Genomic DNA, 18,909 nt, shown 5'->3' with positions numbered 1-18,909 from the left:
ATTCTCATGTGATAATTCAATTAAATTTTTAGAATAATCAAAAAATACTCCTTTTACATAGAAAGGATTCGAACATTATATGAATATTACGCCGGGGGTGACGAAATGTTATTTTTTCTAAAGAAATGGAATGAATTAAAAGATGTGAAATCTGAACTAGCACTTCGTGATTGGTTTTATGGTACAAAAATTAGTTTATCACTCTGTACGTCAAAAGAGCCGTTAACTTTTTTAGTAAACGTTGAGGGAAGGGATAAAGGGTTATTTTCAGAAGAAGATTTTATTGTTGTAAACTGTATGTGTGAACCAGTATTTGAAAATGAAGAAAAACCAGCTGCGGAATCATTTATGCATGCAGATATTTATAAAAAAAGTAGTGCAGAATGTATTTTACAAGTACAGACTGTAGATAGTCATTTAATATCAGAGTTGTATGGAGAAGAAGGGGAAGTAACATTCGATAAACGTACCGTGGAACGTGTTTTTGGAAAAGAAGGTATAACAGAAATGACAATTCCCATTGTAGAAGATGAGAAAAGATTCGCTGATTTATTAGAGAATAATGTGCCGAATTTTATTGAAGGTGGAGGAGTAGTTCTCGTTCATAATTATGGCATGATTGTGTGGGGAAAAACTCCAGAAGAAGCGAAAAAATGGTTGGAGGGTATAGAATATTTAATGAACTACCATGTAAAATTGTTAATGATAAAAGGTGCAAAGAGCTCTGTTATATGAAATGTTTGTGATGTCGTTACAAGTCAATAAGTAAATGAAAGCGTTTTAAAAATAATTTTACTCATAAAATATAGGTCTCCTTATTATATATAGATTACATGTTGACATGTAAGGAGGAACATATTTTGCGAGTTAAATATCATTTTCTGCCAAAACAGCAAGTAACATTTTGCAAAATGAACGATTCAGGTAAGAAGGCTCTGCAAATTATGAATGAAACGGGATTTCGAGCAATCCCTGTATTAGCAGAAGATGAAAAGAAATTCATGGGGATTATTTATAAAGTGGATCTTTTAGAAAAGAAGTGTAATGGTGGATTAGAGGAATTAAGAACGGAACATATGCTAGAAGATTCCACTGCATTTATTTTTGAAAAGGACTCTTTTTTCAGAGCATTTTATGTTATTCGTCGTCTTCCGTTTTTAGCTGTATTAAATGATTATAATGAATTTGTTGGCATCTTAACTCATTCCAATGTATTTGATGTTATTGAGGATTCATTTGGTATGCGGACGGGTGGTTATATATTAACAATTGCAACACAAGATTGTAAGGGAACGATTAAAGAACTTGGGACATTGTTGAAAGCATTTCATATCGGTGGACTATTTACGCTAGATAACGGCGATCAATATATTCGCCGCGTTATTGTCAATATAACAGATGAGTTAAATGAAAAAAGATTAAAGCAATTAATCGAAAAAATAGAGAAAAAAGGATTCAGGGTGAGTCATGTAGATTATATTTAAGATGAAAAGGAAAGGGAGCAATTTGCTATATGCAGATTGCTCTCTTTTTTAGTTTGAGTCATGAATCTTATTTTGAAACAGGAGGCGGAGATAATGCTAAATCGGATAAAAAAATAAAATCTGCATGTTCACGAATTTTAGGAATAGAGGTTTCTATAACACGTGATGTAATTTCACCTGGAGGCCCAACGTGTCCGATAGCTACCATAATCGGTTTTTCTTGAAGTTTTTTAATGAGTAATTGGGCTTGTTTTGAAATATGTGCCGCTGTGTACACGTCATCAAAAAATAATTGATTTTCAATAATTGGCACTCCTAATTCTTTCCCGATTTTTGGGACGACACTCTTAGGATTTGTTTTGCTATCTAAATAAAATAAACCGTGTTTTTTACAAGCTGCAAGTATAAGTCGTACAATTCTTTCGTCCGCAGTCACTTTTGATCCCATATGATTATTCATCCCAATTGCATGTGGTACTTCTTGAATCGCTTGTTCGAGTCGGTTGTTTATTTCTTCGTCGCTTAAATCAGTTGTAATTGCTTTTGGTCCAAGCCATTCTTTTTTACCTTTAATCGGTTCCATTGGCATATGTATAATAACTTCGTGTCCTTTCTTATGAGCCGCTATCGCATCTTCCTTTGTGGAAGGAAGAAAAGGCATAACAGCAACAGTTAGTGGAATAGGAAGTGATAACATTTTATCAGTCCCCTTCATATTATTGCCGAAGTCATCAATGACAATAGCTACTTTGTTTGTATGGGCCTTGGCTTGAACAGGAAACAAGAAGGATGGCAAGAACATAGTCAAAATCAGCAATGCAATCGTATATTTGCGCATATAAATAGTTCCTTTCTATAATTATTAATCATCATTATGATTTGCTTTTTTATATAAATTAAACAAAAAATGTCGAAGAAGAGTATATGGAAAATAGAGAATCCGCTATTTAATTGGTGTTTGTAAAAAAAGAAGATGAAAAAATTGTCTATTATTGCGAATGTATTTACAAAGATAGAATAATTTGTAATAATTCTCAAAGTGAGGGTAAAGATTTGTAAATTACAGGGAGAAAATGTTAAATTTTCTGATTCTTCAAATTCAAATATGATTAAGCAGTTAAAAGTCCGATGGAGAAGTGAAGTAGAGAGCATGGAAGTATAATAAGGGGGATATGAATGTTTACTGTAAAAAGGAAGTACACACTAGAAAAGCTTTCACGTGATATTCATATGAAACGTGAAGAGATGATTCAATTAGGTTTAACGAGTGGGTTAAATAGTATGGAGACGATTCAAGTGAGTCAAGAATTGGACAAGCTTATTTTACAGTACCAGTGTTATAAAGAAAAACAAACACCAAAATGGTTATCAATTATAAAGGTACCTATTTTTCAAATTGGGTATGAAGGGAAATCAAGTAATTTTTGGCGAATGCTTGTGGCTGGTTTTATGAAATAAGTATAATTATCCTTTAGGGATAAGGATAATTATACTATGTGTAACGGAATTTCGATATGAACTGTCGTTCCTTCGTTTTCTATACTGTTAATAAAAATATGCCCGTTGTACATCTCTACAATTCGTTTACATATGACAAGTCCAAGACCTGTTCCAGTATCTTTATTAGTAAAGAACGGATGAAAGAGGTGTTTTTGAATATGTTTTGGAATCCCTTTTCCAGTATCTGTAATTTGCAATTGTGCGTGTGTTTCATTGTTTGTTATGAAAATAGTTAGTGTATCGCCAGAAGTCATAGCTTCAATTGCATTTTTTGTAATGTTTAAAACCACTTGTTTCATATGGTCTTTTGAGCACCGGATATGAACAGGACGGTCTGGCAAATGTAAATGGAATACAATATTATGTAGATTCGCCTCAGATTGAATAATTAATGCTACCTCATTTAGAATGGTTCTCACATCATATGTTTGTTCAATGATTGCAGTTGGCTTTCCAAGAATAAGAAATTCACTTACAATTTCATTAATTCGCTCTATTTCTTGTTCGATGATGGAAAAATAGAACTGATCTTGTTCATCTTTATATTTCTCTTTCAATAGAGCGACGAGCCCTTTAATTCCGGTAAGTGGATTACGGATTTCGTGGGCTGTACTAGCTGCAAAAGTTCCAACTAATTCAATTTTTTGTAGTTCATTTTGTTGTCTTTCCAGTTTTGTTTGTCGTTTTAACAACATATATTGAGCGAGTAAAAATAAAATTGACATTAAAAATAAAGTAGCTATACATTCTACGGCAACCCACTGGTTTAAAGTTTTTTGATGAATAGGTAACGGAGAAACAGAGACCTTCCAATCTAATCTTTGGAGTGGAGTAGTAAGCATATTAGAATGCGCATCACTTGTTTCGTTATTATCATCGGTTAGAAAAACTACATCATACTTATCAGTTACTTCAAAATGGTATTGTGGCTTAATGGCATTTAAAGATGATGAAATGTAGTCAAAGCGTAAACTTGCTAACAATAAGCCTGAGAGCTCCTTCTGTTTATTAAAAATGGGAGAAGCAATCATAATAGCTTGATGGCCAAGAACACGATCTGTAATGACGGATGATACAGTTGTTTTCTTAGTTTGTAATGCGTTTTGAATATATTTACGATCTGAGACATCAACAGGTGGTCGGTCACCTTCCGATGCGATTGTAATGATACCTTCTGGTGTAGCGTAATATAGACCAGAAAAACGTGCATCGTTTCCATCTGTATCATGTACAATTTCTTTCATCCCATTAATATTTCCAGTCTCGGTTCCTACGACCTTTGCGAGCATTTCTAGGGCAGAAATTGCTTCGCCAAGGTGGTGATCTAAATAGTCTCTATATAAAAAGAGAACCGTATGGGCAACTTGTTTATTTTCTTGTTTCATTTTATACGAATGATATGAATAAAATGTAGCACCAATCCCTATTGTTGGTAGGATAACAAGCAATATATATAAAACTATGCTGTGGAATTTGAATTTCAAATTTGGTACTCCTTCTTTTTTATTATCATTATATATAAACTATGTTAAAATTGTCATGTTTTTATTCAAGAATCATTCATAATATATTTGGGGAGAGGTAATGAATGAGTGAATACTCATTCGGAATTTATATGAAGTACTATGTTGTTCTTTTTATTACTGAGAATTTAAGTGAAGGGTTGAAAGTTGTATGACATCAAATAATGAACGAGAAGATATTTCTCAATCTTTAAAAGTATTTATTGCATTATCTCGTGTACATCGTTCTGTTATGGATACTACAAATAAGTCGATACAAAGTAACGGTTTAAATCCAACTGAGTTTGCTGTATTAGAACTGCTATATCATAAAGGCGGTCAACCACTTCAGCAAATTGGTGAGCGTATTTTAATAGCTAGTGGCAGCATTACATATGTTGTGGATAAGCTAGAGAAAAAGGGACTAGTAAAAAGAATTCCGTGTCCGAATGACAGACGTGTTATTTATGCACAATTAACTGAGGCTGGGGAGAACTTTATTGCTTCTATTTTTCCAGGGCATGAACAAGTTATACATCAGTCTTTTGAAATGTTAACGAAAGAGGAAAAGGACGAATTACTGGATCTATTAAAAAAGATTGGAAAGTATGAAAAGTAATAATATGTTCCAAAGGAGCTTTGGATAAAGAAATCCAAAGCTTTTTTGTTTACATGTAATGTTGGCAGTATATGTTGTATTTTGCTGAAGAATAAAAGGAGATTTGTAAGTAAGCATTGAATTATAGTAAGGATGCATATAATGGAGAGGAGGCTCGTTCATGTCATTTAAAGACTATGAATATAAAAGGCCAAATATTGAAGAATTAAAAGAGAAGTTTACTGTTGCTTTAGAGAAGTTTGATAATGCGAAAACTGCGGAAGAACAAAAACAAGTTATTCATTCAATTAACGAAATTCGCAACGATTTTGGTACAATGGGGAATCTTTGTTACATTCGTCATTCTGTCGATACGACAGATGCTTTTTATAAGGAAGAACAAGATTTCTTTGATGAATTCTCTCCAGTTGTACAAGGGTATGGTACAAAGTATTATCATGCGTTAATTCATTCTCCATTCCGCGAAGAATTAGAGGCGTATTATGGGAAGCAATTATTTGCTCTTGCGGAGTGTGATTTAAAAACATATTCTGATGAAGTCGTGAAAGATTTACAATTAGAGAATAAATTGTCTTCACAATATACACAGTTATTAGCATCTGCAAAAATTGATTTTGCAGGAGAAGAAAGAACGTTATCACAGCTTATTCCATTTATGCAAGGGAAAGAGAGAAGTGAACGTAAAGCAGCAAGTGAGGCGTATTACGGATTTTTAGCTGAGAATGAAGAAGAGTTAGATCGTATTTATGACGAGCTTGTTAAAGTGAGAACGAAAATCGCCAAATCTTTAGGTTTCAAAAACTTTGTTGAACTTGGATATGCAAGAATGTACCGTACTGATTATAATGCAGAAATGGTAGCGAATTATCGTCAGCAAGTGCTAGATTATATCGTTCCTGTTACAACGGAATTAAGAAAACGACAACAAGCACGTATCGGTGTAGAGAAGTTAGCATATTACGACGAAAACTTTGAATTCCCTACAGGTAATCCAACTCCAAAAGGAGATGCGGATTGGATTGTTAATCATGGAAAAACGATGTATAAAGAGTTATCGGCTGAAACAGATGAATTTTTCAATTTCATGTTAGATAATGATTTATTAGATTTAGTTGCGAAAAAAGGAAAAGCTGGCGGTGGATATTGTACATATATTGAGAATTATAAAGCGCCGTTTATCTTCTCAAATTTTAACGGAACGTCTGGTGATATTGACGTATTAACACATGAAGCGGGCCATGCTTTCCAAGTATACGAAAGTCGTAAATTTGAAATTCCAGAATACAATTGGCCAACATATGAAGCGTGTGAAATTCACTCTATGAGTATGGAATTCTTCACATGGCCATGGATGAAGCTATTCTTTAAAGAAGATGCAGATAAATATTACTTCTCTCACTTAAGTTCAGCACTTCTGTTTTTACCGTATGGTGTATCTGTTGATGAGTATCAACATTATGTATATGAAAATCCTGAAGCAACACCAGAAGAGCGTAAGACTGCATGGCGTAATATAGAGAAAAAGTATTTACCGCATCGCGATTATGAAGATAATGATTATTTAGAGCGCGGTGGATTCTGGCAACGTCAAGGACATATTTATAGCTCGCCGTTCTACTATATTGACTACACGTTAGCACAAATTTGTGCACTGCAATTTTGGAAACGTGCAAGAGATAATAGACAAGAGGCGTGGGAAGATTATGTGAATCTGTGCCAACAAGGTGGAAGTAAATCATTCTTGGAATTAGTAGAAGTTGCAAATTTAACATCACCATTTGCTGAAGGCTGTGTGAAAAGTGTTATTACAGAAATTGAAGCATGGCTACATGCAATTGACGACACAAAATTGTAAAAAACATGCGCTTTTTTTCACATGTTTAACATCGACATAACAAGAAAATGATGAGATAATAAAAGAAAATTCAGAATACTAAAGGGGTGTTTCTAATAAGGAGCACCTCTTTTCACCAACAAAAGGGGGGAAAGAAGTATGCTTCAATCTAATATGGATGTGAGTTTAGAAAGTTTGGTGAACTCATTACAGTCTACCCGAAGCACGCTATTATCAGAAATTGAAATGTTAAATGATACAGAAGTGAATGTAAAGCCACGTCGTGATAAATGGAGTATTATTCAAATTTTGCATCACTTGCATTTAGTTGAACAATCTGTTACGTCTGCCCTTGCATATGCTTTACAAAAAAATGAAAGAAACACGACTCCATTTAAAGACCTCCAACTTACGCTGGATCGCACGCATAAACGAGAAGCTCCTCAGCAAATGAAACCAACAGAAACGCTAATGAAAAAACAGCAAGGAATTCAATTACTAGAACATTCACGACAAGAACTATTACACACGCTTCATAGTGTTTTAGATGAAAAAGATCTATTTGAAAATGGATTAAAGCATCCTGTTTTTAATGATTTGAATTTGTATCAATGGGTTCAATTTCTTGATTTGCATGAACAAAGACATCTTACGCAGTTAAAAGAGGCGAAACACGCAATTTTGCAACGATAATCAGAAGGAAGTGGGAGACCACTTCTTTTTCATACGTGTATAGTTTTCTTTCTTATTTTGGAATACTACATGGAGAAAGATAAGAAGGAGTTGAAAAGTATGTCCAAGAAAAAGAAAGAAGAAGAGCGCGCATGGAAAGCACGTAAAGAAAATCAAAAACCACATGGCAAAGTGAAAGCTTTTGCTGAATTAGTTGAAGGAACAGAAAAAACGTGATGAGTATTTCATCACGTTTTTTGTATGAGTGGAAAAGTTAATAAGAAGGTTGTACCTGTACCTTTTTCACTTATAATATCAATTTTTCCATTCATAGCTTGAATAACACTGAATACGACCATCATTCCAAGACCAGTACCTTTTTCTTTTGTTGAGTAGAAAGGGGATCCAAGGCGTTTTACTTGTTCTTGATCCATACCAACTCCTGTATCTTTTATATACAATTGAATATGCTTATGATCAGGAACTAATGTGAAATAAAGATCACCGCCTTTTGGCATGGCCTCAATGCAGTTTTTTAAAATATTTAACAAACATTGATTTAGTTTTTGTTTTTCTCCCGCGATAAAAAAAGAAGTACTTTGCTTTATATAATGTGTACGCACATTTGTTAAATTAGCAAGCGGTGTAATTAACGATAATGCATGCAGTAGTTCTTCTTCTAACTGTAATGTTTGTTCTTTTTCAATACTTGGTTTTGCAAAGGTTAAATAATCTGTAAGAACGTGATTTGCTTGTTCGATTCCATTGATGGCTATGTCAATATATAATTTTCGCTCTTGCTCAGTGCATGTATCTGACTGCAAAAGTTGTAAAAATCCTTTTGTTGAAGTTAACGGATTGCGAATCTCATGAGAGATGGATGCTGCCATTTCGCCAATTAAATGAAACTTTTCAGCATTCATAAGTTCGTTTTGAAGACGAACTTGAGTTTGTAATATGTGTAGTAAATATAAAATAAGTATCGTACCAAGTATCGTACATAACTCATACACAATAATATGTGGTATATAATCAGTCTTATTTGTAACCTTTGAAAGGAAGAAAGGTATCCAACTCAATCCGTATGTGAGACTGTAGATAATAGCAAGTGCTACTTTTATACGATTAGAGGTTCGATTGAAAACTTTATATGTAAATAGTAGGACAATAAATAGAAGGATAGAACCGATAAGCGATGGGAAAACACCTATTCCTCCTAATAAGAAGCGATATATATTTAGTACAACTAATATAGATCCACCGGCAATAGGACCTCCTGTTAATGTACCGACAATTAATACGATATGACGCATATCAAATTGAAATCCATAATTTGTTTTTGCTCCGAAAGTGATACATAGTATGGTAGCGAGGCAACATAATGTAATAAATATAGTTGAATTTAATTTAGGAGAACGTTTCCCTTTTTGATTCCAAAATAAATGGTATACGAGCATTGTAACAAGGATGAATAATATATTTAAAAAGAGATAAATAATAAAGGGTTTCAGTGGGATGCCTCCTCTCTTCTCACATTAGATTAATCATACTATAAAATGCAAGAAATGAAATGAGAAATAGCGGAAAAATCAGAAATTTTTTCTGGTAGCATACAATATGTTACAATAAGCTTTGTCAATGAAAGAAGGAATTCCGTGTAATGCACGGGAGAGGTTCGCGAACTCCCTCTATAAAAAACTATGGAAACAACAATATCATTAGGTATTGTTTTGTTTTTTTATTGTGACAGTTCAAGAACGTTCTTTCTTCTTATTCGTAGTAGAGAAGGAGAATGAGTGAAATGAAAAAAGAAAAGGCAGTTGTTGTTTTTAGTGGAGGACAAGATAGTACGACATGTTTATTTTGGGCAATGCAGCAGTTTGCAGAAGTAGAGGCTGTAACGTTTAATTACAATCAACGTCATAAATTAGAAATTGATTGTGCAGCGGAAATTGCAAAAGAGCTAGGAATTAAACATACGGTACTAGATATGAGTCTATTGAATCAACTTGCTCCAAATGCGTTAACGAGAACGGATATGGAGATTACACATGAAGAAGGTGAATTGCCGTCGACTTTTGTAGATGGACGAAATTTACTATTCTTATCATTTGCTGCTGTATTAGCAAAACAAGTTGGAGCACGTCATATTGTAACGGGTGTATGTGAAACTGATTTTAGTGGTTATCCAGATTGCCGTGACGTGTTTGTGAAATCGTTAAACGTTACTTTAAATTTATCCATGGATTATCCGTTTGTGATTCATACACCACTTATGTGGATTGATAAAGCGGAAACATGGAAATTATCAGATGAACTTGGAGCATTCGAGTTTGTTCGAGAAAAAACATTAACATGTTATAACGGAATCATTGGTGATGGTTGCGGTGAATGTCCAGCATGTCAACTTCGTAAAGCAGGATTAGATACGTACCTACAAGAACGCGAAGGAGCGAGTAACTAATGGATAATTTCTTTGGATTTCGCATTGTAGAAAATTTGCAAAAAATGGACAAGGATATTCAGCGTAAACAGCTTAAATATCATAATAAAAGAGTAATGGTCAGCAAGGAATTTACATTTGATGCAGCACACCATTTACACTGTTATGAAGGGAAATGTAAAAACTTACATGGTCACACATATAAAGTTGTATTTGGGATTAGTGGATATGTAAATGAAATCGGTCTTGCAATTGACTTTGGAGATATAAAAGAAATTTGGAAGAATGAAATAGAAATTTATTTAGACCATCGTTATTTAAACGAAACGTTACCAGCGATGAATACAACTGCTGAAAATATGGTCGTTTGGATTTATGAAAAGATGGCAGAAGCGTTAACAAAAGATAATCGTGTGAATGAATATAAAGGAGCTCGTGTTGAATTCGTTCGTCTATTTGAGACTCCGACTAGTTATGCAGAAGTAAGACGGGAGTGGATGCTCGATGAGTAAAATCCCTGTCTTAGAAATATTTGGTCCGACTATTCAAGGTGAAGGAATGGTTGTAGGACAAAAGACGATGTTTATCCGTACAGCTGGCTGTGATTATAGCTGTGCTTGGTGTGATTCTGCTTTTACGTGGGATGGATCTGCTAAAGATCAAATTAGACAGATGACAGCGGAAGACGTTTGGAATGAGCTTGTAGAAATTGGCGGCGAAAATTTTTCTCATGTTACGATTTCAGGTGGAAATCCGGCATTGCTGAAAAATATTGAGTTTCTTCTTTCTATATTAAAAGAGAATGGAATGCGAACAGCAATCGAAACGCAAGGGAGTAAATGGCAAGATTGGTTACTTCAAATTGATGAGATAACGATTTCTCCAAAACCACCAAGTTCGACAATGAAAACTGATTTTCAGAAGTTAGATGCTATGATTCAGAAACTAGCAGGAAAAGATATTAGTTTAAAGGTAGTAGTATTTGACGATTATGATTTCGAGTATGCAGTTAAGATGCACGAACGTTATCCACATGTACCATTTTTCTTACAAGTAGGAAATGATGATACAAAAACTGTGGATGATGCGATGTTGATTAAAAAGCTATTAGATAAGTATGAGTGGTTAATTGAAAAAGCAGTTAATCGTAAAGAAATGAATAATGCAAAAGTATTGCCGCAGCTTCATGCGTTAGTATGGGGAAATAAACGCGGAGTATAATGAGAAGGGATGTTTAAAATGGCAGGAAGATTAGATGAAGATTTAAAAGATGTAACATTATTAGGAAATCAAAATACAAAATATTTATTTGAATATAGTCCAGAAATTTTAGAGGTATTTGATAATAATCATCCAAACCGTGATTACTTTGTTAAATTCAATTGCCCTGAATTTACAAGCTTATGTCCGAAAACAGGCCAACCGGATTTTGCAACAATTTATATTAGCTATATTCCAGAACAAAGAATGGTAGAGAGTAAATCTTTAAAACTATATTTATTTAGTTTCCGCAATCATGGTGACTTCCACGAAGATTGTATGAATGTTATTATGAATGACTTAATTAAATTAATGGATCCACGTTACATCGAGGTATGGGGTAAATTCACACCACGTGGAGGGATTTCCATTGATCCTTACTGCAACTACGGTCGCCCAGGAACGAAGTATGAACAAATGGCGGACTACCGCATGATGAACCATGATTTATATCCAGAAACAATTGATAATCGTTAATGTATAATAGAAAGAAAGGATCTGTATAACATACAGATCCTTTCTTTCTATTATATTATGCATTTTGATTAATGACAGTATAGTTTTTATGACTAACAACTGTAAGAGGTTCCATATCTAGTTCTCTAAAATTCTCCATAATTGTTATATCTACAATAACGGAGTTTTGATTTACTTTTTGAACACGGCCTTGCATTCCACCTTTAAATTCAATGATATCTCCAGTTTCTGCGATCTGCATAAGCAACTCTCCTTGTTACAGTTTTTCCAAAAAAGAATAATTTGGGATTTTTTATTTTCCTTTATTTTGAACTATGTTTCCTGTTTTGTAAATGTTTTCAAAGTAAAAAATCGAAAAATATTCACTTTTTGTAAGAAAATATCCAAGAATGTCATGTTATTAGAAAAAAAGAAAGGTTTAAATGCAGACATCTTTATATAGGGGTATAATAAAAATGTACAAGAACCTACTAAAGTGGGAGAAATTAGAGGCGGTAAAATGATGTTTGAATTTGTGGGGAGTGTTATAGCATTAACTTTATTTGTATTTTCTTATATACATTTAAAAAAGATTCGTCATCATGAAATGACTACATATTTTGATGGGATGGATGGGATACATGCTGGGATCACACATGAGAGTGGCGGGGATATGTAAAGTTGTATAACTTTCTTTTTTTGCGTGGTATGATATGTAAAAATAGTACATAATAGAGTTCGTAAGTGATGAATGGAGAGTGGAAAGAATGAAGATTTCTTTTATTCGTCATGGTCGCTTAGACCGTACTATAGAACCAATGACGGTTACATCCTTTCGTGAATGGATGAAAGGATATGACTTACATACTATAACAGAAAAAGCACCTATACCAACGGAAACAAGGGAAGCGGTTGAAGCGGCAAAATTGATTGTAACGAGTGATCAAAGGTGTGCTGTACAGTCAGCAGCTGAATTAACGGATTCTTTATCTTTTATGCAAAATACTCTATTTAGGGAAGCGGAAGTTCCGACGAGTTTTTATGCTCCAAAATGGTTGAAGTGTAAACCTGACGTATGGATGTTTATCGGACGAACATTATGGATACTTGGTTACCATAAAGGTGTGGAGTCTTATAAGGAAGTAAGAGAGAGGGCAAGACAAGCGGCTTACTTATTACATCGTTATGCTCTCGTACATGGAAGTATTGCTCTTGTAGGGCATAATTATGTGAATGTAATGATTGGTGCCGAACTGAGAGCGATGGGATGGTCTGGTTCTCCTATTTTGCACAGAGAGCCATGGGGATGTACAACATATACGTTTCATGAGGCTATGAATGGAAATATATTGAATACGAATTTAACATAAAAGCACACGATTTATATAAGTCGTGTGCTTTCTTTTTAAGATATAGAAATTTTGATGTTTAATGGTTTTACGAGATGTGCGTAAGGTTCGCCTACAAGCATAACGATTTGATCTTTTTTATAACCTAGTTTTTCGTATAGTGAATAGGCACGTTTGTTTTCTAAATTAACAAGTAATGCGATTTTCTCATACTCTTTTTCAGTTGCATGTATTTCAGCAGCTTCAATCAATTTAGAACCAATTCCTTTTCCACCATATGCACTTGAAACGGATAAGGTATCAATGTAATATTCATCAAGCTCGGCTTCTTTTTCTAACATAATTGATTCATCTTTATGTAATTCTCTTAAGTGATGTACAATTGGTGCATCAAGCATTGTTGCTTCACTACCGTGATAAGCGACAATAACTCCAACTGCACCCCCGTCTTGCTCATATACAAAACAGTTTTCATAGCTCAGTCGATTTCTCTCTTTTGAGAACCATGTTTCAAGTCCTAGTAATACTTCTGTCTCAACTGTGCTACCTGTGATTTTTTCAGCAATTTCGTGCAGAGCGTTATACAATAAAGGTGCTACCAGTTTCGCATCTGTCTTTTTTGCTTTCCGAATCATAGTATCCCTCCTAGTTCTATTTATATATTGTAGCATAGTGGTATGGAATTTTGCATAATTGAATGTCGAAATGTTTGATATAGAGAAGTAGCTATGTTAGTATATGATATTTAGTGGACATCTACTAAAGAGATCTTTTTTGAAAAATAATGAAAATGAAATGAAGGTATAGCATCTGGATAATTTTACAGTTGTTGACCTATAGAATATAAGATAAAATAAAATATTGCATAGAGGTGAAATACATGGATAAAGAATTAGCAAATACAATTTTGGATCAGCTGAAAAATGGTGAAATAAAGGAGTATGTTGTTACGAAAGATGTATTTTATACGTTCAGAGAAGTTTTAGTAAATCGAGAAGACTTTAAATATTTCATTGGTAACGCACAGCGCGGCGGACAGGTCATTTATACATATTCAGAAACGCCACGTTCGTAACTAAAAGAATATAGGGAGGAGACTTATGGGCGATTTTAAACAAGGCATATTGCCGCATTGGGATTATATGTGGAAAGATAGAGCCGGAAATCGATTTATGGGGATGGTCATGTATCCAGAGAAACGAAAGTGTTCGGCAAAAATGCTTCAGAAAATAAAAAGAGCATATGAAGAGGCTGTAGAAATTAAAGTAACTGTACAAGTTCAACATACATATCAGTACGTTGAAGGAATGATTGTGTACTTTGATGAAGAAGCTCCTGTATGTACAATGATTGATAAAGATGAAAATCCGCATCATATATTTGTAAAAGATATTGTGCGTATTGAGCACTCTGAATAATCTTTTCATAAATAAGTTGAATTTCCATAATAATAATCTTTTTCTATAATAGTTATCTTTTAGTATGTAACGCGAACTGAAAGTATATGTATAATATTTAATAAAGTAAAGTTGATAAATGTAATCGTTTTTTAGAACAGATTATCGTTTCATGTCTGTTCTTTTTTGCGTGATGCTGGAGAAATATATTCCTCCAGCATTTGCCGTTTTATGACAAAATATATTGTTAACTTTTTTAAAAATAAGGTTAAATTCGTTGACAACTTTTTTGAAAAGCACTTTATTGACATGAGTTTTAGAATGTTGTTTCATAGTCATTGTATTGAAAAAAATCGACGGTCTTGTCGAAAAGTAAAAGTTAAAAAAAGAAAGAATTTATACATATATCTTGTGTCTTATTTTGAAACGTAATACAATATATAGAGAAATCAAGAAACAACATACAGAGAGTATAGATTGAAAAGGGAGGGTCGGAAATGTTAGTTGCATATGATTCTATGACAGGAAACGTGAAGCGTTTCATTCACAAATTAAATATGCCGGCCGTTCAAATTGGTGAAGATCTAGTAATAGATGAAGACTTTATTTTAATTACGTATACAACAGGTTTTGGCAATGTACCAGAACGTGTTTTAGAATTTTTAGAGCGCAATAATGAAAAATTAAAAGGCGTATCTGCAAGCGGCAATCGTAACTGGGGAGACATGTTCGGTGCAAGTGCTGACAAAATTTCTGCTAAATATGAAGTGCCTATTGTATCAAAATTTGAGTTATCAGGAACAAATAACGATGTAGAATATTTTAAGGAAAGGGTGCGGGAGATTGCGACACATTGAACTGAATAATGAAATCACGCAAATGCAGGACGGTTTTTATCAGCTTCATAAAGATAAAGAGGCATTAGAAGTCTTTATGGAAGAAGCTAGAGAGAATACCGTTCATTTTAATAGCGTGGCAGAGCGAATGGAGTATATGAAAGAACATGATTACTATTACAACGTTCTGGACGAGTATAACTTGGAGGAAGTAGAAGAGGTATATAACATCGCTTATGGTGAAAACTTCGAGTTCCAATCTTATATGGCAGCATCTAAGTTCTACAAAGATTATGCGTTAAAAACAAATGATCAAAAACAATACTTAGAAAGCTATGAAGATCGTGTAGCAATTGTGTCATTATACTTAGGACGCGGTGATGTTGCGAAGGCAAAACAATTCGCAAGCATGATTGTCAAACAAAACTACCAACCAGCGACACCAACCTTTTTAAATGCGGGAAGAAGCAGAAGAGGAGAAATGGTGTCTTGTTTCTTGTTAGAGATGGATGATAGCTTAAATTCAATTGGCTTTAACATTAATACTGCAATGCAATTATCAAAAATCGGCGGAGGAGTAGCTTTAAACTTATCTAAGCTACGCGCACGCGGTGAGCAAATTAAAGGTATCGACAACGCTGCAAGTGGTGTAGTACCTGTTATGAAATTACTTGAAGATTCGTTTTCATATGCGAATCAACTTGGCCAACGAAAAGGTGCTGGCGCAGTATACTTAAACATTTTCCATTGGGATATTATTGAATTCCTTGATACGAAAAAAATAAATGCCGATGAGAAGAGCCGTATTCAGTCTCTATCAATCGGAATTATCGTTCCAAGCAAGTTCTTTGAGCTTGCTGAGAAAAACGAACCTTTCCATGTTTTCGCGCCTTATACAGTGTATAAAGAATACGGAAAGCATTTAGATGATATTGATATCGATGAAATGTACGATGAATTAATGAGCAATCCTAAAGTGAAGAAGAAGCCGCTAGATATTAGTGCACGTGATATGCTTATTAAAATTGCTATGATTCAGCTTGAGTCTGGTTATCCGTACTTAATGTTTAAATCAAATGCAAATAACCAACATCCATTGAAGGATATTGGAACTGTGAAGATGTCGAACTTGTGTTAAATATGTAGCACCTTCTAGTAGAAATGCTAGTCGAAAACTCCGTTAAACGGGGAAAGCCTCAAATTTGAGGTAACCTACCGTGCTAAATCTTATCTTAGAATGAAAATATAAAAGTTCAGAATGTATCTTATTATTTTGTATAGCAGAGTTATGGGACAACATAAAGTAATAAGAGACTTTCTGAAAGATTAAGATAAGTAAAAGCCTAACGACTATCCCTTATGGGAGTAGAGCGCAAGCGATTGGCGTTCGAAAAGCGGAGCACCTAATCAGGTAATGCTGTAGGTGATGATATAGTCTGTCCTGTATGGTGACATACAGCAGTTGCATGAGCAACGGGCTGAGGAGTAGCGAACTCGGTTGAACATTCGAGACAGAAATCTTCCAGCTTCAAGAAACTTCTGAAATAAATGATTACGGTACAGATGACATTATCCGTCGTGATATTAACTGTAACTTAGGATCGTTAAATATCGTAAATGTAATGGAAAACAAAGAAATTCGTGAAGCGGTTCATGCGGGAATGGAAGCTTTAACAGCTGTTTCTGATATGACAATCATTCCGAATGCACCAACTGTGAAAAAAGCTAATGATGAGCTTCATTCCGTTGGACTTGGCGCAATGAACTTACACGGATATTTAGCAAAAAATAAAATCGCTTATGAAAGTGCAGAAGCGAAAGAGTTCGCTCGTACATTCTTTATGATGTTAAATTACTACTCTATTGAGAAAAGTATGGAAATCGCTAAAGAAAAAGGCGAAACATTTAAAGACTTCGATAAATCTGATTATGCGAATGGCACATACTTTGAAAAGTATGAAACGACAGATTACAGCCCAGTAACTGAAAAAGTTCAGCAATTATTTGAAGGAATTCATATTCCAACAAAAGAAGATTGGACAAGTTTAAAAGAGCAAGTGCAGAAGAATGGTTTATACAACTCATATCGTCTTGCAATTGCTCCGACACAATCAATCAGTTACGTTCAAAATGCAACTTCAAGCGTAATGCCGATCGTAAGTCAAATCGAATCAAGAACGTATGCGAATGCGACAACATATTATCCAATGCCGTATTTATCAAAAGATACGTTCTGGTACTATAAATCTTCTTACGATATGAATCAGTTTAAATTAATTGATTTAATCGCAGAAATTCAAGAACATATTGACCAAGGGATTAGTACAATTCTTTACGTTAATAGTGATATTTCAACACGTGAATTAGCACGTTACTACATCTATGCACATAAAAAAGGCTTAAAGAGTCTGTATTATACGAGAACGCGTAAATTAAGCGTGGAAGAGTGTGTGGCTTGTACCGTTTAATATAAAAAGTGAGACATGATGAGCAGGGTTTTCTGAACCCTGCTCATGCTTAGTTATCATATTTAGAGAAGGGGCGATTGAATGCGTGCGGTAAACTGGAACAAAAAAGAAGATGATTTTAGTTTAATGTTTTGGAAGCAAAACATCGCTCAGTTTTGGACAGAAGAAGAAATCGCAGTGTCTTCTGACAAAAATACTTGGGCGCAATTATCAAAAGAAGAGCAGGTTGCTTATAAGCGTGTATTAGGTGGTTTAACACTTTTAGATACGAAACAAGGCGGCGAAGGGATGCCACTTGTACTTGTTCACCTTGAAAATTTACAAGCGAAAAGTGTATTAGCTTTCATGGGTGCAATGGAAGAAGTACATGCGAAGAGTTACAGTCATATTTTCACGACGTTAGCTACTGAAGAAGAAATCGATGAGATTTTTGACTGGGTAGATACTCATCCGTTACTTGAGAAAAAGGCTGGTATTATTACGAGTTACTATCGTCGTTTATTAAAACCTGAAGTGACGAAAAAAGAGTTATACATGGCAATGGTAGCAAGTGTGTTCTTAGAAAGTTACTTATTCTATAGTGGATTCTTCTATCCGCTTTACTTAGCTGGTCAAGGTAAACTGACGGCAAGTGGTGAGATTATTAACTTAATAATTCGTGATGAGTCAATTCACGGCGTATTCGTCGGTATTTTAGCACAACAAATCTTCGCGGAACTTTCTGCAGAAGATCAACAAGAAGTGCAAAAAGAAACGCAAGAGTTATTAATGGAACTATATGAAATTGAAATGGCATACACAGAAGAAATTTACACTTCTATCGGTCTTGTAGAGGATGTAAATCGTTTCGTTCGTTACAATGCGAATAAAGGACTTATGAACTTAGGACTTGAGCCGAAGTTTGAAGAAGAAGAAATTAACCCAATCGTTTTAAATGGTTTACGTACAGATACGAAAAACCATGATTTCTTCTCTGTAAAAGGAAATGGTTACGTAAAAGCAACGAACGTTGAAAAGTTATCTGACGATGACTTCGTGTTTAATTTTTAATATATGATCATAAAGAAAAGCTGTCTTATCAATGAATAA

The 18,909-nt window shown here is 34.3% G+C and carries 23 protein-coding genes, 1 pseudogene and 1 riboswitch; of the genes and pseudogenes, 19 read left to right on the top strand and 5 right to left on the bottom strand.

Annotated features, from left to right (window positions below; translation table 11 throughout):
- Positions 1 to 105: 105 nt before the first annotated feature.
- Together AC0NJG_RS09230 and cbpA are read left to right on the top strand one after the other, a co-directional pair.
- Complete coding sequence (locus AC0NJG_RS09230) at positions 106 to 735, top strand: class II aldolase/adducin family protein (RefSeq protein ID WP_087951757.1); 630 nt, start codon at positions 106 to 108, stop codon at positions 733 to 735.
- A gap of 125 nt (positions 736 to 860) precedes the next feature.
- Positions 861 to 1,484: a cyclic di-AMP binding protein CbpA gene (cbpA, locus tag AC0NJG_RS09225; protein WP_087951758.1), complete on the top strand. Its 624-nt coding sequence runs from the start codon at positions 861 to 863 to the stop codon at positions 1,482 to 1,484.
- A 67-nt stretch (positions 1,485 to 1,551) separates the two neighbouring features.
- Here cbpA and AC0NJG_RS09220 read toward each other — a convergent pair whose 3' ends face one another.
- On the bottom strand, positions 1,552 to 2,322 hold the full coding sequence (locus AC0NJG_RS09220) for a divergent polysaccharide deacetylase family protein (RefSeq protein WP_001234128.1): 771 nt from the start codon (positions 2,320 to 2,322) through the stop codon (positions 1,552 to 1,554).
- 338 nt (positions 2,323 to 2,660) lie between these two features.
- On the opposite strand from AC0NJG_RS09220, the gene AC0NJG_RS09215 reads away from it, so the two are divergent.
- On the top strand, positions 2,661 to 2,942 hold the full coding sequence (locus AC0NJG_RS09215; RefSeq protein WP_000495532.1) for an aspartyl-phosphate phosphatase Spo0E family protein: 282 nt from the start codon (positions 2,661 to 2,663) through the stop codon (positions 2,940 to 2,942).
- 29 nt (positions 2,943 to 2,971) lie between these two features.
- On the opposite strand, the gene AC0NJG_RS09210 is transcribed toward AC0NJG_RS09215, so the two are convergent.
- Complete coding sequence (locus AC0NJG_RS09210) at positions 2,972 to 4,468, bottom strand: DUF3149 domain-containing protein (RefSeq protein ID WP_474062995.1); 1,497 nt, start codon at positions 4,466 to 4,468, stop codon at positions 2,972 to 2,974.
- Positions 4,469 to 4,658: 190 nt separating this feature from the next.
- Between AC0NJG_RS09210 and AC0NJG_RS09205 the strand changes: the two genes are divergently transcribed.
- From AC0NJG_RS09205 to AC0NJG_RS09190, 4 genes are all read left to right on the top strand, one after another.
- Positions 4,659 to 5,105, top strand: coding sequence for a MarR family winged helix-turn-helix transcriptional regulator (locus tag AC0NJG_RS09205; protein WP_087951760.1), 447 nt, complete (start codon positions 4,659 to 4,661; stop codon positions 5,103 to 5,105).
- 160 nt (positions 5,106 to 5,265) lie between these two features.
- Positions 5,266 to 6,960: a M3 family oligoendopeptidase gene (locus AC0NJG_RS09200; protein ID WP_087951761.1), complete on the top strand. Its 1,695-nt coding sequence runs from the start codon at positions 5,266 to 5,268 to the stop codon at positions 6,958 to 6,960.
- Positions 6,961 to 7,098: 138 nt separating this feature from the next.
- Positions 7,099 to 7,632 carry a DinB family protein gene (locus AC0NJG_RS09195; protein ID WP_000941965.1) on the top strand — a complete coding sequence of 178 codons (534 nt, stop codon included), beginning with the start codon at positions 7,099 to 7,101 and terminating at the stop codon, positions 7,630 to 7,632.
- Between the two features lie 99 nt (positions 7,633 to 7,731).
- Positions 7,732 to 7,848 (top strand): DUF6254 family protein, encoded by a 117-nt coding sequence (locus AC0NJG_RS09190; protein WP_000038254.1) that lies wholly within the window; start codon positions 7,732 to 7,734, stop codon positions 7,846 to 7,848.
- Positions 7,849 to 7,859: 11 nt separating this feature from the next.
- Here AC0NJG_RS09190 and kinB read toward each other — a convergent pair whose 3' ends face one another.
- Positions 7,860 to 9,068 carry a sporulation sensor histidine kinase KinB gene (gene kinB, locus AC0NJG_RS09185; protein WP_087951762.1) on the bottom strand — a complete coding sequence of 403 codons (1,209 nt, stop codon included), beginning with the start codon at positions 9,066 to 9,068 and terminating at the stop codon, positions 7,860 to 7,862.
- Between the two features lie 207 nt (positions 9,069 to 9,275).
- Positions 9,276 to 9,319, top strand: a riboswitch (PreQ1 riboswitch).
- A 93-nt stretch (positions 9,320 to 9,412) separates the two neighbouring features.
- On the opposite strand from kinB, the gene queC reads away from it, so the two are divergent.
- Genes queC through queF form a run of 4 tightly spaced genes read left to right on the top strand, consistent with a single transcriptional unit; the run spans position 9,413 to position 11,791 of the window.
- A complete protein-coding gene (gene queC / locus AC0NJG_RS09180; RefSeq protein ID WP_087951763.1) occupies positions 9,413 to 10,075 on the top strand; it encodes a 7-cyano-7-deazaguanine synthase QueC in 663 nt (220 codons plus the stop codon).
- Entirely contained in the window at positions 10,075 to 10,566 is a 492-nt protein-coding gene (queD, locus tag AC0NJG_RS09175; protein ID WP_000368413.1) for a 6-carboxytetrahydropterin synthase QueD, read from the top strand. The genes queC and queD overlap by 1 nt, the downstream gene beginning before the upstream one ends.
- On the top strand, positions 10,559 to 11,275 hold the full coding sequence (queE, locus tag AC0NJG_RS09170; protein ID WP_000036279.1) for a 7-carboxy-7-deazaguanine synthase QueE: 717 nt from the start codon (positions 10,559 to 10,561) through the stop codon (positions 11,273 to 11,275). The genes queD and queE overlap by 8 nt, the downstream gene beginning before the upstream one ends.
- Positions 11,276 to 11,293: 18 nt before the next feature.
- On the top strand, positions 11,294 to 11,791 hold the full coding sequence (gene queF, locus AC0NJG_RS09165) for a preQ(1) synthase (protein WP_000918895.1): 498 nt from the start codon (positions 11,294 to 11,296) through the stop codon (positions 11,789 to 11,791).
- A gap of 55 nt (positions 11,792 to 11,846) precedes the next feature.
- Here the strand turns inward: queF and AC0NJG_RS09160 are convergent, their stop codons facing one another.
- On the bottom strand, positions 11,847 to 12,032 hold the full coding sequence (locus AC0NJG_RS09160; protein ID WP_001165081.1) for a YkvS family protein: 186 nt from the start codon (positions 12,030 to 12,032) through the stop codon (positions 11,847 to 11,849).
- A gap of 261 nt (positions 12,033 to 12,293) precedes the next feature.
- Here AC0NJG_RS09160 and AC0NJG_RS09155 point away from each other — a divergent pair, with 261 nt between their 5' ends.
- Positions 12,294 to 12,449: a hypothetical protein gene (locus AC0NJG_RS09155; protein ID WP_087951944.1), complete on the top strand. Its 156-nt coding sequence runs from the start codon at positions 12,294 to 12,296 to the stop codon at positions 12,447 to 12,449.
- An 88-nt stretch (positions 12,450 to 12,537) separates the two neighbouring features.
- The gene (locus AC0NJG_RS09150; RefSeq protein WP_087951764.1) at positions 12,538 to 13,140 is read left to right on the top strand and encodes a histidine phosphatase family protein; all 603 of its coding nucleotides are present in this window, start codon (positions 12,538 to 12,540) and stop codon (positions 13,138 to 13,140) included.
- Between the two features lie 35 nt (positions 13,141 to 13,175).
- Here the strand turns inward: AC0NJG_RS09150 and AC0NJG_RS09145 are convergent, their stop codons facing one another.
- Positions 13,176 to 13,754, bottom strand: coding sequence for a GNAT family N-acetyltransferase (locus AC0NJG_RS09145; RefSeq protein WP_087951765.1), 579 nt, complete (start codon positions 13,752 to 13,754; stop codon positions 13,176 to 13,178).
- Positions 13,755 to 13,999: 245 nt separating this feature from the next.
- On the opposite strand from AC0NJG_RS09145, the gene AC0NJG_RS09140 reads away from it, so the two are divergent.
- The 6 genes and pseudogenes from AC0NJG_RS09140 to nrdF all read left to right on the top strand — a co-directional run bounded on the left by AC0NJG_RS09140 (position 14,000) and on the right by nrdF (position 18,870).
- Positions 14,000 to 14,194 (top strand): abortive phage infection protein, encoded by a 195-nt coding sequence (locus tag AC0NJG_RS09140; RefSeq protein ID WP_098639323.1) that lies wholly within the window; start codon positions 14,000 to 14,002, stop codon positions 14,192 to 14,194.
- A gap of 25 nt (positions 14,195 to 14,219) precedes the next feature.
- Complete coding sequence (locus AC0NJG_RS09135; RefSeq protein WP_074602820.1) at positions 14,220 to 14,537, top strand: hypothetical protein; 318 nt, start codon at positions 14,220 to 14,222, stop codon at positions 14,535 to 14,537.
- A gap of 476 nt (positions 14,538 to 15,013) precedes the next feature.
- Positions 15,014 to 15,373 (top strand): class Ib ribonucleoside-diphosphate reductase assembly flavoprotein NrdI, encoded by a 360-nt coding sequence (nrdI, locus tag AC0NJG_RS09130; RefSeq protein WP_000959450.1) that lies wholly within the window; start codon positions 15,014 to 15,016, stop codon positions 15,371 to 15,373.
- Positions 15,360 to 16,487, top strand: a pseudogene (locus AC0NJG_RS09125) (ribonucleotide reductase N-terminal alpha domain-containing protein); the annotation flags it as partial. The gene nrdI and the pseudogene AC0NJG_RS09125, both read left to right, overlap by 14 nt.
- A gap of 382 nt (positions 16,488 to 16,869) precedes the next feature.
- Complete coding sequence (locus AC0NJG_RS09120) at positions 16,870 to 17,820, top strand: ribonucleotide reductase large subunit (protein ID WP_074543497.1); 951 nt, start codon at positions 16,870 to 16,872, stop codon at positions 17,818 to 17,820.
- A gap of 81 nt (positions 17,821 to 17,901) precedes the next feature.
- Complete coding sequence (nrdF, locus tag AC0NJG_RS09115) at positions 17,902 to 18,870, top strand: class 1b ribonucleoside-diphosphate reductase subunit beta (RefSeq protein WP_001203021.1); 969 nt, start codon at positions 17,902 to 17,904, stop codon at positions 18,868 to 18,870.
- The last annotated feature ends 39 nt before the right edge of the window (positions 18,871 to 18,909 follow it).

Source organism: Bacillus sp. SSR7, from assembly GCF_055902415.1.
This window is presented reverse-complemented; position numbering and strand designations above follow the sequence as displayed.